Genomic DNA, 23,309 nt, shown 5'->3' on the forward strand with positions numbered 1-23,309 from the left:
TTCGGCAACGGACGGGTCAGGTTCTCCCGCTTTGCGGTACTTGGCACGTACAGTCGAGGGGTGCGTGGGGAGAACCCGCCGCCGGAGGAGACACCCCGACTGGTGTTGAAGTCGAAACACCCGAACGGGCGAAACGCTCGAGACACAGCCAGGCGTACCGGCCGGTACGCCGGAGGGGACAAGGTCAGCGGTCATGGCACGTATCGGTGACGGCGGAGACCTGCTCAAGTGCTCCTTCTGCGGAAAGAGCCAAAAGCAGGTGAAGAAGCTCATCGCCGGTCCCGGCGTGTACATCTGCGACGAGTGCATCGACCTGTGCAACGAGATCATCGAGGAAGAGCTGGCCGAGGCTGGTGACGTCAAGCTCGACGAGCTGCCCAAGCCCGCCGAGATCCACGACTTCCTCGACCAGTACGTGATCGGGCAGGACGACGCGAAACGCAGCCTCGCCGTAGCGGTGTACAACCACTACAAGCGCATCCAGTCGGGCGATCGGGTCCGCGAAGGACGGGAATCCCGTGAGGAGACCGTCGAACTCGCGAAGTCGAACATCCTGATGCTCGGCCCGACCGGCTGCGGCAAGACATACCTGGCGCAGACCCTGGCCAAGTTGCTCAACGTCCCGTTCGCGATCGCGGACGCCACGGCGTTGACCGAGGCGGGTTACGTCGGTGAGGACGTCGAGAACATCCTGCTGAAGCTGATCCAGGCGGCGGACTACGACGTCAAGCGCGCCGAGACCGGCATCATCTACATCGACGAGGTCGACAAGATCGCCCGCAAGTCCGAGAACCCCTCGATCACCAGGGACGTCTCCGGTGAGGGCGTGCAGCAGGCGTTGCTGAAGATCCTCGAGGGCACGACCGCGAGCGTGCCGCCGCAAGGTGGCCGCAAGCACCCGCACCAGGAGTTCATCCAGATCGACACGACGAACGTGCTGTTCATCGTGGCAGGCGCGTTCGCCGGGCTGGAGAAGATCATCCAGGACCGGGTCGGCAAGCGCGGGCTGGGCTTCGGCGCGGAGATCCGGACCGCGGCGGAGATCGACAAGAGCGACGTGTTCTCCGACACGATGCCGGAGGACCTGATCAAGTTCGGTCTGATCCCCGAGTTCATCGGCCGTCTGCCGATCGTCGCCAGCGTGACGAACCTGGACAAGCGCTCACTGGTCACCATCCTCACCACGCCGCGCAACGCGCTGGTGAAGCAGTACCAGAAGCTCTTCGAAATGGACGGCGTTGAGCTGGAGTTCACCGAAACCGCCCTCGAGGCCGTCGCCGACCAGGCGATCCTGCGTGGGACCGGTGCCCGTGGGCTGCGCGCGATCATGGAAGAGGTCCTGCAGCCGGTGATGTACGACATCCCGAGCCGTACGGACGTCGCCAAGGTCGTGATCACCGAGCAGACGGTCCGGGAGAACGTGAACCCGACGATCGTCGCCCGCCAGCCGACCCGCCGGGAACGGCGCGAGAAGTCGGCCTGAGCGGCCAACCTCCGTCACATCAGCGGTTGGACGCCTCCGCCCGTCAGGGTGGGGGCGTTCAGTCGTTGACGGGGACGTGTTTGCCCAGGAACGCCAGGACGTCGGGGACAATCCGCTTGTAGAACGGGTCGCCATGCCCACCAGGCCCGGTGTAGGCGACTTCGGGCTTGGCCAGCTTGATGAACTTGCGGGCGCCTTCGATGAAGTGGTCCTCGGTGCCGCACCAGATCCCGACCGGTGTTGACCCGAGCTTGTCCACGTTGCGCAGTGGATCGAGGGATGCCCACTCCGCGGTGTCCTTGAAAGCCTTGCGAGTGCTCATCTCACGCCAGGACGTGAGCAGCCCGGGGGAGATGGCCGCGATCGCCTGAGCCGGGTGACCGGCCTCGTTGCGGCGCCGCCCGTACAGCAGCGCACCGAAGCCACCCATGGAAATGCCCGCGCACGCGAACGGCACGCCCTGGGCATCGCCGAGGCCGCGTTCACGCATCCAGCGAGGTACTTCGTCGAGCAGCATCGCCATGGAGTTGTCGCCGCGCTGGTTCTCATGCCAGTAGTTGTCACCGCCATCCAAGGCGACGAAGGCGAATGGCGGAATTGTGCCATCGGCGGACATCTCGATCAGGTGCCGCGCCAGGCCAGTCGGGGCCGCCCGGCGGGCATTGCCGTGCAGACCGTGCAGCATCAGACAGACGGGCAGCTCCTGAGGCCGGACCCGGTTGGGCAGGATCGTCACCATGTCGACGTCACGCTTGCGGCACTGCGAGTAGACCCGCTCGTACTTGATGACCACCTCGTTGGGCCCCACGGCGGGCGCCGAGGTGTCCAGCACGTCGCCGATCAGGTTGGTCACCGGAAGGGCGCCGGTCGCCAGTACCAGGCCGGTCGTGGCCAGCCCGGCCGTACCCGCCATGAGCACCGAGCGGCGGGTCATCCGCCGCTTCTCGGGCTCCGCGGTCGCGGATCCCTCTGGCTCTGTTGCCACCGTCGTCCCTTTCCCCCTGCTTTCACCCTCATGCTCTACCACTCAGACGTAGCTGAGGGAGGCTGAGTTGCGTTCCGTAGCCACCATCGGGGGAAAGGGTCTAGACGTTTCCGATCAGCGCAGGTAGAGGGTTACTCGGCGTGGTCATCCAGTCGCTCGATGCCGGTGTAGACGTTCATCGAGTCACCGCGTAGGAAGCCGATCAACGTCATCCCGCTCTCGTCGGCCAGTTCGACAGCCAACGATGACGGCGCCGACACGGCGGCGAGCATCGGCACGCCGGCCATGGCCGCCTTCTGCACGAGCTCGAACGAAGCCCGGCCGGAAACCATCAGCACCGTGCCGGCCAGCGGGATGTGGTCGTTCAACAGCGCCCAGCCCATGACCTTGTCGACCGCGTTGTGCCTGCCGACGTCCTCACGGCCCACGAGCATCGTGCCGTCGGCCCAGAACAGTCCGGCCGCGTGCAGTCCGCCGGTCGAGTCGAACACGCGCTGCGCTTCGCGCAGGGTGTCCGGGAGGCTGGTTAGGACGGTCGGGGAGACCGTGGTGGGGTCCCCGGCTGGGGAGTGCCGGGTTTTCAGGCGTACGGCGTCCAGAGCGGCCTTTCCGCACACCCCACACGACGACGTGGTGTAAAAGTTTCTCTCCACCCCGCTGTCGGGCGGTGGCACCCCTGGCGCGAGCGCGAGATCGAGGACGTTGTACGTATTGCGCCCACTGTCGTCGACACCGTCGCAGTAGCGCGCGGTCGAGACGTCCTCTTTGTCGCCGATGACGCCTTCGGTGAGCAGAAACCCGTGTGCGAGTTCGACATCATGACCCGGGGTGCGCATGGTGACCGCCAAGGACTTGCCGTCGACCCGGAGCTCCAAAGGCTCCTCGGCCGCTAGCACGTCCGACCGCCGTTGTCGACCGTTGGGCGACAGCTTGACTACCGATCGGCGCACGGTTACCCGCCCCATGGTGCTCCTTCTTGCTGCGGTCCGCCGAGACCATTAGTTTGCCTACTCAACAACCAGCGTGGGGAGGTCAACAATGGCCCTCGGTTTCCTGGACCGCTCCCGTATCGTCGCGCCGGAGGGCTGGAGTCGCTGGCTGGTGCCACCCGCCGCCCTCTCTGTGCACCTGGCGATCGGACAGGCCTATGCCTGGAGCGTGTTCAAGCCTCCGCTAGAGAAGTATCTCTCATTGAGCGGAGCCCAAAGCGCTTTGCCGTTCCAGCTGGGCATCGTGATGCTCGGCCTGTCGGCGGCGCTGTTCGGGACGAAGGTGGAACGCAACGGGCCGCGATGGGCGATGTTCGTGTCGCTCTGCTGTTTCTGTGGTGGCTTCCTGGTCGCCGCCCTCGGTGTGCTGACCCAGCAGTACTGGCTCGTCGTACTGGGATACGGCGGGCTCGGTGGGATCGGCCTCGGCATTGGCTACATCTCGCCAGTGTCCACACTGATCAAGTGGTTCCCCGACCGCCCTGGCATGGCCACCGGTATCGCGATCATGGGCTTCGGCGGCGGCGCGCTGATCGCCTCGCCGTGGTCGGCGGAGATGCTGCAAGCCTTCGGTGTCACGTACGACAACGTCGGCCGTGTGGTCTCGGTCGCCGACAGTGCCATCGCGACGACGTTCTTGGTGCACGGCTTGGCGTACGCGGTCTTCATGTCCGTCGGCGTCCTGCTTGTCCGAGTCCCCGCCGACGGCTGGGCCCCGGCAGGCTGGAGCCCAGCGAAGGACAAGGCGCACGCGCTGATCACAACGGCGAACGTGTCGGCCAAGAACGCCATCAAGACACCGCAGTTCTGGTGCCTGTGGGTGGTCTTGTGCTTCAACGTGACCGCGGGCATCGGCATCCTGGAGAAAGCGTCGCCGATGATCACCGACTTCTTCCGGGAGACGCCGGTGCCGGTGAGTGCCTCGGCCGCGGCCGGGTTCGTCGCCTTGCTGTCACTGGCGAACATGCTCGGCCGGATCGGTTGGTCGTCCACATCGGACCTGCTCGGCCGCAAGAACATGTACCGGCTCTACCTCGGTGCCGGCGCGCTGCTGTACCTGGTGATCGCGTTGTTCACCAACGAGTCGAAGATCCTGTTCATCATCTGCGCGATGCTGATCCTTTCCTTCTACGGTGCGGGTTTCGCCACAGTTCCGGCATACCTGAAAGACCTGTTCGGCACGTATCAGGTCGGCGCGATCCACGGCCGTCTGCTCACTGCGTGGGCGGTCGCGGGCGTGCTCGGCCCGCTGATCATCAATGCCATCGCCGATGCACAGAAAGCAGCAGGCAAGAGCGGACCCGCGCTCTACACAACGTCCCTGTACATCGTGATCGGCTTGCTCGTGATCGGCTTCATCGCCAACGAACTGGTCCGGCCGGTGAACGCCAAGTTCCACGAGAAGACCGGGGAGAAGGTGGCCCAATGACTGAGCAGACCGACAAGGTCAACCGGACGCCGTTGACGATCCTGGCGTGGCTCTGGGTGGGCATCCCCCTTCTCTACGGCCTCTACGAGCTGATCATCAAGGTCGCCCAGCTCTTCACCGGCTGAGCCGAGGGCTCAGCACCCGCGACTCATTAGCGGCAAGAACGCGCCACGCCGAGGTTTCGGTGTGGCGCGTTCTCGCTTCTGAAGCGGCGGCTCGGCCGACTGTGATTGCAGTGCTTCAGTCGCAATCAGACCGTGATCACGGAATGCTCTAGCCGGACCGTGATCGCGGACGCTCCAGTCGCAGTCAATTCACTCGGATCGGTGCGTGCGTCATCGAGCGACGGCCACCGCCGCCTGGCTCCGGCTTGCTGCTGCGGCTACCAGCCGCGCCCCCGCCCCGCTCACATTGTCTGAATGTTGACATTAGGACGTTTACGGGTCAAGGTGGAGGTATGACTCGACCCGGATTCCATCTCGCCATTCCCGTCGATGACCTGGCCAAAGCCCGCGAGTTCTACGGCGGCGTGCTCAAGCTCGAAGAGGGCCGCTCGGCCGATGCGTGGGTGGACTGGAACTTCTACGGCCACCAAGTCGTCACCCACGTCGTCCCCGGTCCTCGCGGGGACACCGGCCGCAACCCGGTCGACGGCCACGACGTGCCGGTGCCGCACTTCGGCCTGATCCTGCCGATCCCGGAGTTCCACGTGCTCGCCGACCGGCTTCGGGCGGCCGGGACCGGGTTCGTGATCGAGCCGTACCTGCGGTTCGAAGGCGAGCCAGGGGAACAGTGGACCATGTTCTTCCGTGACCCGGCAGGCAACGCCCTGGAGTTCAAGGCGTTCAAGGACGAGTCGCAGGTGTTCGCCAAGTGACCAGGGGTGTACTGGTCACCGGTGGCTCCCGCGGGATCGGTGCGGCGATCGCCGACGCCTTCCGGGACAAGGGCGACAAGGTAGTCGCCCTGTCCTCTTCGGACGCCGATCTTGCCGACCCCGACGCGATCGAACGTGCGGTCACCTCCGCGGTGGAAACCCTTGGCGGCATTGACGTCCTGGTGAACAACGCGGGCCTGGTCGAGCTTGGCTCGCTGCACGGGCTGTCCTATGCGGACTGGCAGTCCCTGTGGCAGCGGACGTTCGCGGTCAACGTGTTCGGCGCCGCCAACATGTCCTACCTGGTCGCCCGGCACATGATCGACCGAGGCATCCGAGGCCGGATCGTCAACGTCGGTTCCCGTGGCGCGTTCCGTGGTGAGCCGGACATGCCCGCCTACGGCGCGAGCAAGGCAGCGCTGCACTCGCTCGGCCAGTCGCTCGCGGTCTCCCTTGCCCCGCATGGGATCGCAGTCACCTCGGTGGCTCCGGGTTTCGTCGGCACTGACCGTGTCGCCGAGATGGTGACCGAGGACGTCCGGCGCCAGAGCCCGTTCGGCCGGGTGGCTCGTCCGGAGGAGATCGCGGGCGCGGTGATCTACCTGGCCTCCGCGGAAGCGGAGTGGGCGTCAGGCACCGTCGTTGATCTGAATGGCGCCTCCTATCTGCGTACCTGACGGACGCGCGTTTACTGTGATGTGGTGTCGACTCAGGTGATCGTGCTCAACGGCGGCTCCAGTTCGGGGAAAACTGGGATCTCCCGGTGTCTGCAGGCAGTCCTGCCCGATCCGTGGCTGGCCATCAGTGTGGACACCATGGTCGAGGCGATGCCCGCGGCGAAGGAGATCATCGACTTCGGTGCCGACGGCAGCGTGATTGTCGGTCCCGCTTTCATGCAACTGCAGGACGCGTGGACGGCGGGCGTCGCCGCGATGGTGCACGCGGGTGCTCGGATCATCATCGATGACGTGTTCCTCGGTGGCGCGGCCTCCCAGCAACGGTGGCAGAAGGCCTTGGACGGACTGGATGTCTTGTGGGTCGGGGTCAGGTGCGACAGCGAAGTGGCTGCGGGACGGGAGATCGCGCGGGGTGACCGGGCCCGGGGGATGGCCGCGTCTCAGGCTGAGCTGGCTCATCGGGACGTCCAATACGACCTGGAAGTGGACACCACCCGCACCGAGTCCATCGTCTGTGCCCGAACCATCGCTGCCTACCTCGACCGTTAGGTCGTCGCGATGGCGGCCAGGACGTCGGTACGTGACGCCCGGCGTGCGGGCCACAGCGCGGCGAGGACTCCGACGATGATCATGCCGACGAGTGCCACGCCGATGATCTCGTAGGGCACTGAGAACTCCCAGAGCGACTGACCCATCATGGCGTGCTGCATCACCGCGCCGAACCCGACGCCGACCAGGATGCCGAGCAGCCCGCCGTATGCACAGATCACGACGCTTTCCATCCGGATCGCTCGGCGCACCAACGGCTGACTCGCGCCCACGGCCCGCAGCACCCCGATCTCCCTGGTGCGTTCCATCACCGACAACGCCAGCGTGTTGACCACGCCGAACGCCGCGATGACAATCGCCGCCCCGAACAAGGCGTACATCAGCGACAGCAACAGTTCGAAGCTCTCGGTTGCCTCCTTGATCACCCCATCCCGATCCGTGACCACCACATCCGGCCGGTCACGAAACGCCTGCTCGATGCCCGCACGGACTGCTGCCGGGTCCGGTCCTGTCGCGTACACACTGGTCACTGTGCTGTCGCGGAACTTCGCCGGCACAGTGGCCAGGTCCACATAGAACAGTGGTCGGCCTTCCATCCCTTTGTGCAGTCCCACGATCGTCGTCGTGATCGATGTGACCGGATCGAGGACCAGCGTCACCTGATCGCCTAATCGGGCACCGATCATGGCCGCCTCGTTCTCGCCGACTATCGCTCCGGCGCGCACATCACCCGTACCCGCAACGATTTCGGGTTGCACGAGACCGTCGGGTTCGATGGCCGACATAGTGGTCGGCGACGTAGACCCGTTGTGCGTCACCTTGATGAAGGTGTACCGGTCGGCGGACGCCTTCGTCACGCCAGGTACCGACCGCACCTTCTCCAGGACATCGGTGCCGAGCGCGACACGGTCCACTGGTGAATGGACGATGGACGCGGCTGCCGGGACGGTGGCCTGGATGCTCGAACTGAGCATCGATGTGATCGACGAGCCCAGCGTGGCGAACGCGCACACCAGCGCCAGCCCGACCATCAGCGCCGACGTTGTCGCTGCGGTACGGCGCGAATCCCGGACCGAGTTGCGAACCCCAAGCCGGGTCGCTGGGCCGCCGTGGCGGCTGAGCAACCTGCCGACCGGCCGAAGCACGGCTGTGGCGAGCACAGGTGCCAGGAACAGGACACCGAGCCATACGGCGATGCCACCACCCATCGCTACGATGCGTTCGGTCGTGGACAGATCGTTCCGCAGCGTCAGACCGATCGCGATGAAGCCGGACGCCACTGCCACCAAACCAACAACGGTTCGCAAGACGAGAGACCGGGCGCCGAAGGAACCGTCAGTTCGCAATGCGGCTACAGGCGCTACGCCTGCGGCCCTGCGTGCCGAGGTGTACGCCGCGACCATGGTGACCAGAACGCCGGTCCCGTAGCCGACCAGGATGCTGGTCGGTGACACCGAGAGCGTGATGCCCTCTCCGCCGTTGGCCACCAACCCGAGTAAGCCCATGCCGATGCCAAGTGCCACACCGAGTGTCGAGCCGATCCAGCCGAGCACACCGGCCTCGACCAGTACCGCATTGCGCACCTGACGGCGGGTCGCGCCGATCGCACGCAGCAGCGCCAGTTGCCGACTTCGTTGCGTCACCAACATCGAGAAGGTGTTGGCGATGACGAACATGCCCGCCAGCAACGACACGGCCGCGAAACCCAGCAGGGATTCTCGTTGCGACTGAGCCGAGTCGTCCGCCCTGGCCTGGGCCTGCTCGGTCAGCTCCGCGCCAGTGGCGACCGTGCGCAGGTCCGGATCCAGGAAGTCACGCGCGGCTGCTGCGATCGCGTCGGTGTTCGCGCCTGGTTTGGCGGCCAACTCGACTCGTGCGAAGCCGTTGCCCAGCACCGCCGGATCGCCGAATGCCACACTGGGTACCGGTTCGCCGAGCGGCCGGTAGGTGTACAGGCCCGACACCGTGGCGTCGAGAGATCGACCGTCGGACAACAGAATCCGGGCTGTGTCACCGACCACACGGCCGGCCTCCTTGGCCTGTGGCTCGCCGAGGGCCACCTCGCCCGGCCCTGGTGCCTGGCCGGCCGTCAGACTGAACCGGTCCGAGGAATCCCAGCCCGTCCCCGCCATGTCGGGGCGCGCGGAGACGAGTTTGCCGTCCGACCGGATCAGACCCGCGTACCCGAACGTCACCCCGGAAGCGCTTGCCACACCGGGGATTCCGGCGAGGCGGTCCTTGTCGGCCGCTGTCAGCTCAGGAGCCTTCTCGGCGATCTGTACTGACACGCTCACGTCACCGCGGACATCCTGGCCGCGGATGGTCTCGGCGGCGGAGTCCGAGACAACCCATGTGGCCACGACGAAAGCCACGCCCAACGTGATCGCGACGAGTGTCATCGCGACTCTTCCCTTGTGCGCGCGCAGATCACGCAACATCGCGCGAAGCATCAGACAACTACCTTCTCGAGGTCTTTCATCCGGTCAAGAACACGGTCGGCCGTCGGGTCGGTCAGCTCACCGACTACACGGCCGTCGGCGAAGAACAGAACGCGATCGGCGTAGGCGGCCGCCGTCGGTTCGTGCGTCACCATCACCACGGTCTGGCCCAACTCGTCCACACTGCGGCGCAGGAACCCGAGGACATCCGCCGAGGACTTGGAGTCCAGCGCGCCGGTCGGCTCGTCGGCGAACACCACATCGGGCTTGGTGATCAGCGCACGGGCACACGCGACCCGTTGCTGCTGGCCACCGGATAACTGGCTCGGTTTGTGCCCAAGACGATGCCGTAGGCCGATCCCGTCGATGACCGCGTCGGCGAAGGCCTGATCCGGCCGCCGCCCGGCCAAGTCGAGCGGCAGCACGATGTTCTCCCACGCGGTCAGCGTCGGCAGCAGGTTGAACGCCTGGAACACGAACCCGACCCGGTCCCGTCGTAAAGCGGTCAGCCGCCCGTCGGACAAAGAAGACGTCTCGGTGCCGCCGATGAACACCTGGCCATTGGTCGGCTTGTCCAGCCCGGCAAGGCAATGCAGCAGCGTGGACTTGCCGGACCCGGACGGACCCATGATCGCGGTGAACCGCTCTCGCGGGAAGCTGACAGTCACGTTGTCGAGCGCGACAACTGTTACGTCGCCAGGAGATCCGGCTCCGTATACTTTGGACAGGGACGTGGCGTGTACCGCCGGTGTGGTCGATTTCTGCACGATGCCAACGGTCCCGGATCGCGGCTCGCGGCACATCTGCCTGCAGGCAGATTTTCGATCTCTATCTCCAGACGGATGCGCCCGGCGGTGGTCCGCCCTACGGTGGATCGTGCGACGCGAATCAGCGCATCAGCGACTGGCTGGCGGAAGTCAGTCGCAGGTGGCCTGGGAGGGCACTTCGGCGTCGGGATCGAAATAGGCGGTTCGATCCTCGCTCTGGTTGTCCGGGGACTCGGTGGCGCGTCGCTGACTGTAGGCAGGAGCGAGATAGCCGGCGCGCAAAGCGTCACAACCCATGGAATAGGTGAAACCGTGTGAACGAGATGGCCAGATCCCGCGGCTGTTCGGTGTGTATTTGTCGCCAAGCACCGAGTAGTCGACATCCCACCGGCCGACGGCGACGATGTCCATGGCATTCCTGAGCCTGTCCGGCTCGTCGATGCCGAAGGCGTATGCGAACACGTAATTGGTGTGCACGACCAATTCGCCTGCCTTGGCGCCCTGCTCGGCCCACATCCGGCCGCGCACCTTGGGCTCGGCGGGCAGCAATGTGTACCCGGCGGCGAGCCTGGTGGCGTACGCGTGCGCCTCGTGCGGGTCGTTGCCGAACACCGGACGCATTTTCTTCTGTGAGTCCTTGGCCAGCAGCTTGAGATAACGCTCGACGTCGTGCTGCTCGAGGACAGCCCGATCCAGTCTGGAGGTGATCAGTATCTGGCGGACCTGTGCGTACGCGTCCTCTACTTGTTGCGCGGTGAACGGGCCCACGGCCTTCGCCGGCGGGGTGATGATGCCGGCCGCACCATCCGGCCATTCCGCTGCGGGCGTACCGATGAAGGGGCGGTTAAAGTCCACTTGAACCGGTGGTGCCGCTGCCTTGACGTCGACAGTTCTCGGCTCGGCCGTGCCCCGCACTTCGTTGAAGGCCACTATCCCGGCCACGACCGCGACGCCCACGGTGAGCGTGGCGACCTTGGCGCGATAGCGCTTGAAGAACGAACGTGCTGAACCAGCGTCGTGTTGTGGGTCCTCGGGCATGTCTCCCTCGCGCGTGCTCGCGCCAGAACAGTGTGCCCGGCAGCCCTGTGGTGTAGTCCACACCGGACCGGGTGAGCGTAGCCTGAACACGGTGCGTAAAACTAGTGGTTACGCGTAGTGGCTCGAGTGCGCTGAGTCACAATGCGTGGTCGTCGGCTGACGGCTGACCGGGGAAGTCACCCGTTCGTATGAGTAGGCAATGCGGGTGAAAGCGTTCCGACGCGGTTCGTAAACTCTGTCACCGTGACAGAGACAGCCATTCCCCAGCCAACTACCGATCTTCCGGCCGCGTTCGCGCCCGAGAAGGTAGAGGGACGGCTGTACCAGCGTTGGGTAGAGGCAGGGTACTTCGAGGCCGACGCCTCTTCGGACAAGCCGCCCTTCACCATCGTGCTGCCGCCACCGAACGTGACGGGCAGTCTGCACATGGGCCACGCGCTGGACCACACGCTGATGGACGCGATGTCGCGCCGTCGCCGGATGCAGGGCTACGAGGTGCTCTGGCTGCCCGGCATGGACCACGCGGGCATCGCCACTCAGAACGTGGTGGAGCGCGCGCTCGCCGAGAAGGAGGGCGTGTCCCGGCACGACCTGGGCCGTGACGAGTTCGTGGCGCGTGTGTGGGAGTGGAAGGACGAGTACGGCGGCCGGATCCTAGGCCAGATGCGCAGGCTCGGCGACGGCGTCGACTGGAGCCGCGAGCGCTTCACCATGGACGAGGGCCTGTCCAAGGCTGTGCAGACCGTCTTCAAGAAGATGTACGACGACGGCCTGATCTACCGCGCGGAACGGATCATCAACTGGTGCCCGCGGTGTCAGACGGCGCTGTCGGACATCGAGGTGGAGCACTCCGACGACGAGGGCGAGCTCGTCTCGATCAGGTACGGCGACGGTGACGAGTCGATCGTCGTGGCGACCACGCGCGCGGAAACCATGCTCGGTGACACAGCGGTGGCCGTGCACCCCGACGACGAGCGGTACAAGCACCTGATCGGCAAGGAGATCCCGCTGCCGTTGACCGACCGCCGCATCCCGGTGGTCGCCGACGAGCACGTGGACCCCGAGTTCGGCACGGGTGCGGTGAAGGTGACGCCTGCACACGACCCGAACGACTTCGAGATCGGCCAGCGGCACGACCTGCCGTCGATCACGATGATGAACGAGCGCGCCGTGGTCACCGTGAAGGGACCGTTCGAGGGGCTCGACCGGTTCGAGGCCAGGCCCGCAGTGGTCGCCGCGCTGCGCGAACAGGGCCGGATCGTCGCGGAGAAGCGCCCGTACCAGCACTCGGTCGGGCACTGCTCGCGGTGCGACACCGTCATCGAGCCGCGCCTGTCGATGCAGTGGTGGGTGAAGGTCGAGCCGTTGGCGCGCGCGGCCGGTGACGCCGTGCGTGACGGCCGGACCACGGTCCACCCGCCGGAGTTGGCGAAGCGCTACTTCGACTGGGTCGACAACATGCACGACTGGACCATCTCCCGCCAGCTGTGGTGGGGGCACCGGATCCCGGTCTGGTACGGCCCGAACGACGAGGTCGTGTGCGTCGGCCCGGACGAGCAGCCGCCGTCGGGCGAAGGCTGGACGCAGGACCCGGACGTGCTCGACACGTGGTTCTCTTCCGGTCTGTGGCCGATCTCCACGCTGGGCTGGCCGGAGAACACCACGGACCTGAAGCGGTTCTATCCGACCAGCGTGCTGTGCACCGGCTACGACATCCTGTTCTTCTGGGTCGCCCGGATGATGATGTTCGGCCTGTACGCGATGGACGGCGTGCAGCCGTTCGACCAGCTGTACCTGCACGGACTGATCCGGGACCAGTTTGGCAAGAAGATGTCCAAGTCGCGCGGGAACGTGATCGACCCGCTGGAGTGGCTCGACCGCTACGGCGCCGACGCGTTGCGCTTCACCCTGGCCCGCGGCGCCAACCCCGGCAGCGACATGGCGTTGGCGGAGGAGTGGGCGTCCGGTTCGCGCAACTTCGTCACCAAGCTGTGGAACGCCAGCCGTTTCGCTCTGATGAACGGCGCGACCACGGCCGTGCCGGTGCCGGACCGCGACGAGCTGACCGACGCCGACCGGTGGATCCTGGACCGCCTGGACAGCCTGGTGTCCGAAGTGGACGGCCTGTTCGAGGACTTCCAGTTCGCCAAGCTGTGCGACGCGCTCTACCACTTCACGTGGGACGAGTTCTGCGACTGGTACCTGGAGCTGGCGAAGGTCCAGATCGCTGAAGGCCGCGAGGAAGCCACCCGTGCGGTGCTCGGGCACGTGCTGGACGCGTTGCTGCGCCTGCTGCACCCGATCATCCCGTTCGTCACCGAGGAACTGTGGACCGCGCTGACCGGCGGCGAGTCGGTGGTGATCGCCGCGTGGCCGTCCGCAAGCGGAGCCTCGGCCGACGCCGGTGCCGCACAGCGGATCGAAGGCGTGCAGAAGCTGATCACCGAGATCCGCCGGTTCCGCAACGACCAAGGCCTCAAGCCAGGACAGAAGGTCAGCACGCGGCTGACCGGTGTCGAGGCAGCGGGCCTGTCGGCGCACCAGAGCGCGGTGGCCACGTTGGCCCGCTTGACCGAACCGGAGGACAGCTTCTCGGCCAGCGCGTCACTCGAGGTCGCGCTGCCGGGCGGGGCATCGGTGATGGTCGAACTGGACCTGTCGGGCGCGGTGGACGTCGAGGCCGAGCGCAAGAGGCTGACGAAGGACCTCGCGGCGGCTCAGAAGGACCTCGCCCAGTGCGAGGCCAAACTGAACAACCCGAAGTTCACCGAGAAAGCCCCAGCCGACGTCGTCGACAAGATCAAGCTCCGTCGCGAGACCGCCCTGGCGGACATCGACCGGATCAACGCCCGGCTGAGCGCACTGCCCTCGGCCTGACTTCGTCGACCGCTGTCACCGCGTGACCGGCATGGCCAGTCGCGCGGCGCCAGGGCACAGCTACTTGGTGCCTGACTTCAAATCCCGGTCCGGTGGCCTGTGGTTCGCCCAGGCCACCGCACCGTTTTTGTCGGTCCCCTCCGGTAACGTGAAAATTAGGGGTTCCCCCAAGGGAATTCCTAATTCGATCGTGGCTGCGCGTTTGGCGGTGGCGGCGGTATTCGGCTGGCATAGCGAGGGCTGAAACTGTCAGTCCCTTGCGGTACTTTGGTTTTTCGGGGGCGCTTGGAACGGAATGTCAGACCCTTGTGGTAACTCTGAGGGTTGGCATTTTTCTGCGGCGCGGGGCGCATCGGATGCCGGGTTTCGCCGGTGGCATTGGGGAATGGGTTGCGGCCTCAGGGAGCGGATGGCTCTTGTGTGCCGGGGACCGCGGCTAGTTTCGCTTGATACTGCGAGCGGGTCGGGGCCCCGGCATTGTGTCTGGTTCCGGATGGGGTTGCTGACGGCTCCAGGTTGGCACTGCCGTGTTGCCCGGGGTTGGTGTGTCCGGCTCAAGGTGGTGTTGCTGCGCGGCTTCCGGGTCGGGGATGGCGCTGTTGTGTGGCCTGGGGTTGGGTTTGGTTTGGGGTGGTGTTGCTGGTGGCTGCGGGGTCGAGGGTGGCTCTGTTGTGTGGCCTGGGTTTGTGTCCGATTCGAGGTGGTGTTGCTGCGCGGCTTCCGGGTCGGGGGCGGCGCTGTTGTGTGGCCCTTGGGTTGCGTTTGGTTCGGGGTGGCCTTGCTAGCGGCTGCGGGTCGGGGCGGCGGCTCTGTTGTGTGGCCCTGGGGTTGCCTCTGGTTCGGGGGTGGTGTTGGCGGCTTCCGGGGCGAGGATGGCTCTGTTGTATAGCCCGGGGGTGCGTCTGGTTCGAGGCGGTGTTGCTAGCGCGGCTTCCGGATCAGGGGCGGATCTGTTGTGTGACCCCGGGGTTGCGTCCAGTTCCGGACGGTATTGCCAGCGGCTCAAAATCAGTGACCAGCCCCGTTGTGAGGTCTCGCGTGCCTTGTCGGCGCCTCTACTGGCTCCACGGCGAAGGGTGCTCCTGTGGCGCGTCATCAACTTCAGGCTGCGGCCGTTGTGCCGGGCGGTCGGGCTCGGCAGGCTTTCGCAACGGGCTCAAGGAAATGATGAACGTTGTCCGGCCGGGTTCGCTGGACAGGTTCACGGTTCCGCCGTGCGCGCTCACGATCGAGTGCACGATCGACAGGCCCAGGCCGGTGCCGCCGATGCTCCGATTCCTTGAGTCGTCGATCCGGTAGAACCTGTCGAAGATCCGGGCTTGGTGCTCCGGCGGGATTCCCGGGCCGGTGTCGCTCACCGTCATCACCGCGTCCGCGTTCACCCTCAGTTCCACTTCGGTGCCGGCTGGGGTGTGGCGTGCGATGTTCGTGAGCAGGTTGTCCAGGACTTGACGCAGCCGCATTCCGTCGCCTTGGACCGGGACTCGGCTCGGCGCGTCGAAGTCCAGCGGGTAGTCCGGGTGCGCGGCCACGAATGCCTGGGCCGCCGCCGACGCCACCTCGACGAGGTCCACTTCTTCTTGGCGCAGCGGGGTTTCCGAGTCCAGCCTGGCCAGCAGCAACAGGTCGTCCACGAGGACGCTCATTCTCTCCGTTTCCTCGCGGATTTTCGCGAGGTGGGCTTCGCGTTCCTCGGGTTCGTTCGCCGCCGCGTAGCGGAACAGGTCCGCGTAGCCCCGGATCGAGGTCAGCGGGGTCCGCAGTTCGTGGGACGCGTCCGCGATGAACCGGCGCAGCCGTTGTTCTGCTGCTGTCCGGGCTGCCAGGGACGAGTCGATGTGGTCGAGCATCACGTTGAACGACGTTCGGAGTTCCTCCACCTCAGGTCCGCCGCCCTTTCCTTGAGCGCGCACGGGGAGGTGACCTGAGTCCGTGAGGTCATGGGAGGTGATGTCATGTGCGGTCGACGCCATGTCGCTCAGCGGCCGCAGGCCTCTGCGGAGTACGAGCCTGCCCGCGACGACCAGGATTACCAGTGCTGCTGCGAACGCTCCCACCGACAGGATGATCAGCCAGCGGACCGTGCTGTTCAGATCGCCGATCGGGGCCGCGCTGACCAGGATGTTGCCGCCGCTGATCTCGCATGCGCGGGCGCGGAACGGGCCCTCACCATGGATGAAGATCGTCTGGAAGAGGTGGTCTTCTTCCTTCTGCTCCACAAAATCCTTCGCGAGCGTTTCGAACTCGTCCAGGTCCCGTGCGGGCGGCAGTTCATTGCCCGCGACCGAGGAGACGTTGCCGGTCGACGGGTTGTACACCAGCTGGTGCCAGGTGTACGGCGGTTTCCACTTGTTGTAGACGCCTGCTTGTTCCTTCTGGGTTTTCGCCAGCTGGTCGTCCAGTTGCCGCGCGAGGAAGCCGCGCGTGCTCGTCACCAGGACTGTGCCGACGATCCCGAAGACGATCAACGACAGCACGCCCAGCGCTAAGGCCAGGCGTGTGCCGAGCGGGGTTCGTTGCCAGCGGTTCATCCCGTTGGCCGCCGCACGACGTAGCCCACGCCGCGGACGGTATGGATCAACGGCTCATGGCCGTCGTCGATCTTCCGGCGCAAATGCGACACGACCAATTCGACCACATTGGACCTGCCGCCGAAATCGTACTCCCAGACATGGTCGAGGATCTGTGCTTTGGTCAGCACAGCGGGTGAGCGGCGCATCAGGTACCGCAACAGCTCGAACTCGGTCGGCGTCAACGACACCGTCACGCCCGCACGCTTCACCTCGCGGGTGTCCTCGTCCATCGTCAGGTCGTCGACTTCGAGTACGGATCGCTTCCATGCCGGGCCGTTGCTGCGGCGCAGCACCGCGCGCAACCGGGCCATTAGCTCTTCCACCGAGAACGGCTTGACCAGGTAGTCGTCGCCGCCTCGGGTCAGGCCAGCGATGCGGTCTGCGGTCGCGTCCTTCGCCGTGAGGAAGACCACTGGCACCATCGCGCCGCTCGCGCGCAGGCCGTCCAGCACGGTGAACCCGTCCACATCAGGCAGCATTAGGTCCAGCACCACGATGTCGGGACCGAAGCTGGCCGCCTGGCGCAGCGCTTCCTCGCCCGTCCCGGCGGTGACCGCGTTCCAGCCCTCGTAGCGTGCGACGGTCGCGACGAGGTCGGCGATGTGCGGCTCGTCGTCGACGACGAGCAACCGCACCGGGCTCTTCTTGTTCACACTCTCATGGTGCGGCACTGGGGCACGTGGAGCGAGGCGACCGGGCCGCCGATAGTAAGTCGACAGGTTCATGACAGGGCTGACACAGGAATCCCCAGCAGTCTCGGTGACATGACGACCCTGTCACTGACCCGGCCGCGCGTTCTCGCACGGACCGGCCTCTATACGGTCTTGGGCGCCAATGTCGCGCTCGTCACGGTCCTGTTCGCCGATGCCGGGCCCTCGGCCGATCCGCTGATCTCGATCGGCCGGTTGTTCGGCATGTTCGGCGCGCTGCTGATGGCCTTCCAGCTCGTGCTGATCGCCCGATTGTCCTGGCTGGACCGACGGCTCGGGATGGACCGGCTGACCAGCCTGCACCGGTGGACCGGGTTCGGTGTGCTGTGGCTGCTGCTCGGGCACATGGTCTTCATCGTGTTCGGCTACGCCAACCTGTCGGACACCGGGCCGGTCGACGAGCTGGTCACATTGGCCACGACCGTCGAGGGGATCCTGCAGGCGATCGTCGCGTTCGTGCTGATCCTCTTCGTCGGCGCGGCCTCGGCACGCTTCGCCCGCCGCAAATTGGCTTACGAGACCTGGCACTTCATCCACCTGTACACCTACCTCGCGGTTGTTCTCGCTTTCTCGCACCAGATCTTCGAGGGCTCCTCCTTCGTGGGAAACCCTTTCGCCCGCGCCTACTGGTGGACGCTGTGGGGCGGTGCGCTCGGCGCCGTGCTGCTGGGGCGCGTGATTCTGCCGCTGTGGCGTAACTTCCGGCACCGCTTGCGGGTCGCCGCGGTCGTGCCTGAGTCGGATCAGGTGGTGTCCGTGTACGTCACCGGCCGCAACCTCGACCAGTTGCCTGCCAAGGCCGGCCAGTTCTTCATCTGGCGGTTTCTCACCAAGGGTCGTTGGTGGGCGGCCAATCCGTTCTCGCTGTCCGCGGCGCCGGACGGGAAGTCGTTGCGGCTCACGGTAAAGGCGCTTGGTGACGGCAGCGCTTCATTGCGGCACATCAAGCCTGGCACGCGCGTGTTCGCGGAAGGTCCGTATGGCGCGTTCACCACGATGCACCAGACCAAGCAGAACGCGTTGCTGATCGCGGGAGGTGTCGGTATCACGCCGATCCGCGCGCTGCTGGAGGAAATCCGCGGGCACGTTGTCCTGTTCTACCGCGTCAACAAACACGATGACGCCGTCCTGCTGCAGGAACTGGACGAGCTGGCACGGTCGCGTGGTGCCATGCTGCACCTGCTCGCCGGGCCGGTGAACGCACAGGACGCGCACGGCAACCAGTTGCTCAGCGCGAAGAACGTGGCCGGACTGGCCCCCGACGTCTGGGACCGCGACGTGTTCGTCTGCGGCCCGCCCCCGATGACCAACGCCGTCCTGCGCTCCCTGCGTGAGCTGGGCGTGCCCCGTGACCAGATCCACGCCGAACGCTTCAGCCTGGCCAGTTGAGAGGACCGAACACCCATGCGTAGGGCCATTCCCGCCATCCTGCTGACCGCCGTCGGATTCGTGTTCGTCTGGCAGTACGAACCGACCATAGCCTCGGAGTCGGTGGCGCTCCCTCCTCCGAACACCGTGCCCGCCTTGCCACCCTCGTCCACCCAGCAGACAGCGCCGGGCACGTCATCCGCTCCACCCGCCGATCAGGTCAGGACCGTCAACGGTTCGGCCGAACGCAACCGGCACGGCACCGTGCAGGTCCAGGTCGTCTTCACCGGCGATCAGATCACCGACGTGAAGTTCCTGCAGCTGCCCAATTCCGGACCGTCCAAAATGGCTGGACCGCGACTGGTGCAGGAGACCCTGCAGACGCAGAGCGCCGCGATCGACACCGTGTCCGGGGCGACCATGACCAGCGAGTCGTACATCAACTCGCTGCAGGCCGCGATCGACGCCAAGGGCGCCTGATGGCCGTCACCGCTGTACGCCAGCTGATGGGCCTGCCGATCTCCGTCGACCTGCGGGACGGCACCCAGCGCGACGCCGACATGGTCTTCGACTGGCTGCACGAGGTCGATCTGCGGTTCAGCCCATTCCGCTTGGACAGCGAGGTCACGCGGTTGGGCGACGGCAAGATCGGTGCCGACGAGATCAGCGACGATCTCCGGCACGTCCTCGCGCTGTGCGAAACGTACGAGAACCGGTCGGGAGGCGCGTTCAAAGTCCAGCTTCCCGGGCGCAAGCTCGACCCGAACGCCATCGTGAAGGGCTGGTCGGTGCAGCGTGCCGCGGACATGCTGCGCGCCGCCGGGCTGAGCCGGTTCTGTATCAACGCCGGTGGTGACGTGGTCACAGCCGGTGAACCGGCCGGCGGTCAGCCGTGGCGAGTCGGTATCCGGCACCCGGACAACAGCCAGCAGATCTGCCTGGTGCTCGGCGTCCGCAACGGCGCCGTGGCCACGTCCGCGGCCTACGAACGAGGCCACCACATCCTGGACGGCCGCACCGGCCTTCCGGCGTTCGGCCTGCTCAGCATGACCGTGCACGCACCGGACCTGACCACGGCCGACGCGGTCGCGACGGCGGCGTTCGCGATGGGCATCGACGGGGTGGAATGGGCCGCCAGCCAGCCAGGGTGCCTCGTGCACGCGGTCGACTCGAACTACCGGGTTTTCCGGTCGCCGGAGCTGCCGGTTCTCGCATAGCCGCGGCAACTAGACTCAGTTGACGTGACCGATCCCGACGCGCTGCAGGTTCTCCGTGAAGTCGAAGCGGAGCTGGACACCCGCTGGCCGGAAACCAAGATCGCGCCGTCGCTCGATCGCATCAGGGCGCTGATGGACGTGCTGGGCAACCCGCAGAACTCCTACCCGGTCCTGCATGTCACCGGCACGAACGGCAAGACCTCCACCACCCGCATGATCGACGCCCTGCTGACCAGGATCGGCCTGCGGGTCGGCCGGTTCACCAGCCCGCACCTGCAGCTGGTGACCGAGCGCATCGCGCTGGACGGCGCGCCGATCAGCCCGGAGAAATACGTCGCGACCTACCGCGAGCTCGAGCCGTATGTGTCCATGGTGGACGACGCGGGCGACATCCGGATGAGCAAGTTCGAGGTGCTCGCCGGGATGGCGTACGCGGCGTTCGCCGAGGCGCCGGTCGAGGCCGCGGTGGTCGAAGTCGGGCTGGGCGGCGGTTGGGACGCCACCAACGTGGTGGACGCCGAGATCGCCGTGATCGGCCCGGTGGCCATCGACCACGTTGACTACCTCGGCCCGGACATCACGGGCATCGCGCGGGAGAAGGCGGGCATCATCAAGCCCGAGTCGATCGCGCTGGTCGGCGAGCAGCGGCCCGAGGTGATGCAGGTCCTGCTGGAGCGAGTGGCCGAAGTGGACGCCACGATCGCCCGCCAGGGCTCGGAGTTCGCGGTGGTCAACCGGGACGTCGCGGTCGGCGGGCAACTGCTGACGATCCAGGGCCTTGGCGGCGTGTACGACGAGATCTTCCTGCCGTTGCACGGCGCGCACCAGGCTGACAACGCGGCCAGGGCGCTCGCGGCGGTCGAGGCGTTCTTCGGCGCGGGAGCCGAGCGTCAGCTCGACATCGAAGCGGTCCGGGAAGGCTTCGCCTCGGTCGTCGTGCCCGGCAGGCTGGAGCGGATGCGGTCCGCGCCAAGCGTTTTCATCGACGCGGCACACAATCCCCATGGCGCGGCGGCGTTGGCAACGGCCTTGGAGGACGAGTTCGCGTTCCGGCGGTTGATCGCGGTCGTCGGGATGATGGGGGACAAGGATGCCAAGGGGATTCTCGAGGCGCTCGAACCGGCGGTGACCGACATCATCCTGACGCGTAACACCTCGCCGCGCGCCATGGACGTGGACGACCTGGCCAGCGTCGCACGGGACATCTTCGGCGACGAGCGGATCGTCGTCGAACCCCGGCTGGACTCCGCTCTGGAGACCGCCGTGCACCTCGTCGAAGAGGTCGGTGACCCGAACGAGCCGCTGGCGGGTGGCGGGATTGTGGTCACTGGATCCGTGGTCACCGCGGGCGAGGCCAGGACGCTGTTCGGGAAGGAACCAACATGAGCACCCCCGACCCCATGAAGGGTTTCCGCGGAGTCATGGCGGGCGCGCTGCTCATCGAGGCGATTGTCGTCGCGCTGGCGCTGCTGGTCGTGCACCGCACCGGCGGCGGGCTCGCGTCGTGGAAAGGCGTGCTGGTCGGCGGGATCGTGCTCGGCCTGATCCTGACCTGCGGACTGTTGCGGTTCTCGTGGGCCATGTACGTCGTGATCGCCTTGCAGGTGAGCATGCTCGTGAGCTTCTTCGCCGTGCCGGAACTCGGAGTGCTCGGGCTGATCTTCGGTCTGGTTTGGACGTATCTGTTCTGGTTGCGCCGCGACGTGGCCAAACGGATGGCAGAAGGACGTCTGCCAAGTCAGCAGGACAGTTAACGTCCCGTTCGTTTCCGCGGGATAGAACGCCGCACATGGACAGACGAACAGTTCTGCGTGCGGGCGCGTTGAGCGCCGGTTTCCTTGTCGCTGGGGCACTTCCCGCTAACACCGCTAACGCCGTGTTGCGCCGTGATCGCCCTGTGCTCACCCACGGTGTGCAGACAGGCGATGTGACGACTGACGGTGCCCTGGTGTGGACACGGGCCGACCGGCCGTCACGAATGCTGGTCGAGGTGTCCACCGACCCGTCGTTCCGTCACTCTCGTCGCATTCGTGGCCCGGTATTGACCCCTGCCTCTGACGGCACGGGCAAGCTCCGTGTCCGCGGGTTGCCGCCGGGATGTGAGGCGTACTACCGCGTTCAGGCAGAGGACCTCGACGGCCGCACGACGAGTGAGCCGTTGACTGGCAGCTTCCGGACAGCTCCGGTCGGTAACTCCGATGTGCGGTTCGCGTGGTCCGGTGACGTCGCGGGCCAGGGCTGGGGCATCAACCCCGACATCGGCGGTATGACCGGGTTCGCCGCCGTCGCCGCTCGCAAGCCCGATTTCTTCCTGCACAGCGGCGACACGGTCTACTCGGACAACCCGTTGGTGGAGAAGGTCACGCTGCCCGACGGCCAGGTGTGGCGCAACATCGTGACGCCGGAGAAGAGCAAGGTCGCCGAGACACTGGCTGAATATCGCGGTCAGTTCGCGTACAACCTGCTCGACGAGAACGTGCGCAGGCTGGCGGCTTCGGTGCCCTCAATCGTCCAATGGGACGACCATGAGGTTGTCAACAACTGGTACCCGGGCGAGATCCTGGATTTGCCGCAGTACACCGAGAAGCGCGTGGACGTGTTGGCGCAGCGGGCTTTCCAGGCGTTCCACGAGTGGCAGCCGGTCGACCAGGCGCGTGCGGTCGACGGACGCGTGTACCGCAGCTTCAGCTTCGGCCGCCGGGTCGAACTGTTCGTCGTGGACATGCGGACCTACAAGGACGCGAACAACGCACCTCGTGACGGCGCCGGGCAGATCCTGGGCGCACGCCAGGCTCGATGGCTGGTCGACTCGCTGTCCCGCAGCCGCGCCACCTGGAAGATCGTCGCCGCGGACCTGCCGATCGGCCTGATCGTCCCGGACGGCGCCGACATCGAGGGCGTCGCCAACGGTCTGCCCGGCAAGCCCGGTGGACGTGAGCACGAACTCGCCTGGGTGCTGCGGACGCTGGCCCAGCGTCGGGTACGCAACGTCGTGTGGCTGACCGCTGACGTGCACTACACGGCTGCGCACCACTACTCGCCCGACCGCGCGGCCGTCGCCGACTTCGACCCGTTCTGGGAATTCGTGTCCGGACCGCTGCACGCGGGCGCGTTCGGCCCCAACACCCTGGACCCGACGTTCGGTCCGGTCGCCGAGTTCGTGCACGCTCCACCGGCCGCGAACACCTCGCCGCTGCTGGGCTACCAGCACTTCGGGGAGGTCGCGGTGGACGGCCGCAGCGGCGAGCTGACCGTGTGGCTGCGTGACGGCCGCGGCACCTCGCTCTGGTCCAAGACATTGCGGCCGGAACGCGCCCGTTAGTCTGCTGCCA

20 protein-coding genes are annotated in these 23,309 nt (G+C 66.2%); 13 read left to right on the plus strand and 7 right to left on the minus strand.

Translation table 11 applies throughout. The features are described 5' to 3' along the window. Window positions 1–193 precede the first annotated feature (193 nt). Window positions 194–1,483: an ATP-dependent Clp protease ATP-binding subunit ClpX gene (gene clpX, locus B9C43_RS48275; RefSeq protein WP_033382615.1), complete on the plus strand. Its 1,290-nt coding sequence runs from the start codon at window positions 194–196 to the stop codon at window positions 1,481–1,483. A 58-nt stretch (window positions 1,484–1,541) separates the two neighbouring features. On the opposite strand, the gene B9C43_RS48280 is transcribed toward clpX, so the two are convergent. Beyond that, entirely contained in the window at window positions 1,542–2,417 is an 876-nt protein-coding gene (locus tag B9C43_RS48280) for an alpha/beta hydrolase (RefSeq protein ID WP_084434020.1), read from the minus strand. Between the two features lie 182 nt (window positions 2,418–2,599). Further along, window positions 2,600–3,433 carry a formate dehydrogenase accessory sulfurtransferase FdhD gene (gene fdhD, locus B9C43_RS48285; protein WP_084434021.1) on the minus strand — a complete coding sequence of 278 codons (834 nt, stop codon included), beginning with the start codon at window positions 3,431–3,433 and terminating at the stop codon, window positions 2,600–2,602. Window positions 3,434–3,506: 73 nt separating this feature from the next. Between fdhD and B9C43_RS48290 the strand changes: the two genes are divergently transcribed. From B9C43_RS48290 to cpt, 5 genes are all read left to right on the plus strand, one after another. Then, on the plus strand, window positions 3,507–4,886 hold the full coding sequence (locus B9C43_RS48290) for an OFA family MFS transporter (RefSeq protein ID WP_033382621.1): 1,380 nt from the start codon (window positions 3,507–3,509) through the stop codon (window positions 4,884–4,886). After that, window positions 4,883–5,011 carry an MFS transporter small subunit gene (locus tag B9C43_RS59800; protein WP_268811627.1) on the plus strand — a complete coding sequence of 43 codons (129 nt, stop codon included), beginning with the start codon at window positions 4,883–4,885 and terminating at the stop codon, window positions 5,009–5,011. Before B9C43_RS48290 ends, B9C43_RS59800 begins: the two co-directional genes overlap by 4 nt. A gap of 332 nt (window positions 5,012–5,343) precedes the next feature. Next, a complete protein-coding gene (locus B9C43_RS48295; RefSeq protein WP_084434022.1) occupies window positions 5,344–5,763 on the plus strand; it encodes a VOC family protein in 420 nt (139 codons plus the stop codon). Next, the gene (locus B9C43_RS48300) at window positions 5,760–6,440 is read left to right on the plus strand and encodes an SDR family NAD(P)-dependent oxidoreductase (protein WP_084434023.1); all 681 of its coding nucleotides are present in this window, start codon (window positions 5,760–5,762) and stop codon (window positions 6,438–6,440) included. The genes B9C43_RS48295 and B9C43_RS48300 overlap by 4 nt, the downstream gene beginning before the upstream one ends. A 24-nt stretch (window positions 6,441–6,464) precedes the next feature. Then, window positions 6,465–6,989 carry a chloramphenicol phosphotransferase CPT gene (cpt, locus tag B9C43_RS48305; protein ID WP_033382628.1) on the plus strand — a complete coding sequence of 175 codons (525 nt, stop codon included), beginning with the start codon at window positions 6,465–6,467 and terminating at the stop codon, window positions 6,987–6,989. On the opposite strand, the gene B9C43_RS48310 is transcribed toward cpt, so the two are convergent. From B9C43_RS48310 to B9C43_RS48320, 3 genes are all read right to left on the minus strand, one after another. Further along, complete coding sequence (locus tag B9C43_RS48310; protein WP_084434024.1) at window positions 6,986–9,439, minus strand: ABC transporter permease; 2,454 nt, start codon at window positions 9,437–9,439, stop codon at window positions 6,986–6,988. The genes cpt and B9C43_RS48310 overlap by 4 nt on opposite strands. Then, window positions 9,439–10,230, minus strand: a complete 792-nt coding sequence (locus B9C43_RS48315) for an ABC transporter ATP-binding protein (RefSeq protein ID WP_033382625.1) — start codon at window positions 10,228–10,230, stop codon at window positions 9,439–9,441. The genes B9C43_RS48310 and B9C43_RS48315 overlap by 1 nt, the downstream gene beginning before the upstream one ends. A gap of 114 nt (window positions 10,231–10,344) precedes the next feature. After that, window positions 10,345–11,232, minus strand: a complete 888-nt coding sequence (locus tag B9C43_RS48320) for a hypothetical protein (protein WP_084434025.1) — start codon at window positions 11,230–11,232, stop codon at window positions 10,345–10,347. 243 nt (window positions 11,233–11,475) lie between these two features. On the opposite strand from B9C43_RS48320, the gene B9C43_RS48325 reads away from it, so the two are divergent. Beyond that, window positions 11,476–14,109 (plus strand): valine--tRNA ligase, encoded by a 2,634-nt coding sequence (locus tag B9C43_RS48325; RefSeq protein ID WP_084434026.1) that lies wholly within the window; start codon window positions 11,476–11,478, stop codon window positions 14,107–14,109. A gap of 1,055 nt (window positions 14,110–15,164) precedes the next feature. Here B9C43_RS48325 and B9C43_RS48330 read toward each other — a convergent pair. Beyond that, on the minus strand, window positions 15,165–16,640 hold the full coding sequence (locus B9C43_RS48330) for a sensor histidine kinase (protein ID WP_084434027.1): 1,476 nt from the start codon (window positions 16,638–16,640) through the stop codon (window positions 15,165–15,167). Beyond that, window positions 16,637–17,335 carry a response regulator transcription factor gene (locus B9C43_RS48335; protein WP_033382626.1) on the minus strand — a complete coding sequence of 233 codons (699 nt, stop codon included), beginning with the start codon at window positions 17,333–17,335 and terminating at the stop codon, window positions 16,637–16,639. The genes B9C43_RS48330 and B9C43_RS48335 overlap by 4 nt, the downstream gene beginning before the upstream one ends. Window positions 17,336–17,446: 111 nt before the next feature. Here B9C43_RS48335 and B9C43_RS48340 point away from each other — a divergent pair, with 111 nt between their 5' ends. Genes B9C43_RS48340 through B9C43_RS48365 form a run of 6 tightly spaced genes read left to right on the plus strand, consistent with a single transcriptional unit; the run spans window position 17,447 to window position 23,299 of the window. Continuing rightward, the gene (locus B9C43_RS48340) at window positions 17,447–18,781 is read left to right on the plus strand and encodes a ferredoxin reductase family protein (protein ID WP_084434029.1); all 1,335 of its coding nucleotides are present in this window, start codon (window positions 17,447–17,449) and stop codon (window positions 18,779–18,781) included. A 15-nt stretch (window positions 18,782–18,796) separates the two neighbouring features. Further along, on the plus strand, window positions 18,797–19,240 hold the full coding sequence (locus B9C43_RS48345) for an FMN-binding protein (RefSeq protein ID WP_084434030.1): 444 nt from the start codon (window positions 18,797–18,799) through the stop codon (window positions 19,238–19,240). Continuing rightward, complete coding sequence (locus tag B9C43_RS48350) at window positions 19,240–19,977, plus strand: FAD:protein FMN transferase (RefSeq protein ID WP_084434031.1); 738 nt, start codon at window positions 19,240–19,242, stop codon at window positions 19,975–19,977. Before B9C43_RS48345 ends, B9C43_RS48350 begins: the two co-directional genes overlap by 1 nt. Before the next feature lie 24 nt (window positions 19,978–20,001). After that, a complete protein-coding gene (gene folC, locus B9C43_RS48355) occupies window positions 20,002–21,363 on the plus strand; it encodes a bifunctional tetrahydrofolate synthase/dihydrofolate synthase (protein ID WP_084434032.1) in 1,362 nt (453 codons plus the stop codon). Continuing rightward, the gene (locus B9C43_RS48360; protein ID WP_084434033.1) at window positions 21,360–21,731 is read left to right on the plus strand and encodes a DUF4233 domain-containing protein; all 372 of its coding nucleotides are present in this window, start codon (window positions 21,360–21,362) and stop codon (window positions 21,729–21,731) included. The genes folC and B9C43_RS48360 overlap by 4 nt, the downstream gene beginning before the upstream one ends. Window positions 21,732–21,766: 35 nt before the next feature. Further along, window positions 21,767–23,299 carry an alkaline phosphatase D family protein gene (locus B9C43_RS48365; RefSeq protein ID WP_084434034.1) on the plus strand — a complete coding sequence of 511 codons (1,533 nt, stop codon included), beginning with the start codon at window positions 21,767–21,769 and terminating at the stop codon, window positions 23,297–23,299. The last annotated feature ends 10 nt before the right edge of the window (window positions 23,300–23,309 follow it).

The organism is Kibdelosporangium aridum, from assembly GCF_900176515.1.
GTDB classification, from domain to species: domain Bacteria; phylum Actinomycetota; class Actinomycetes; order Mycobacteriales; family Pseudonocardiaceae; genus Kibdelosporangium; species Kibdelosporangium aridum.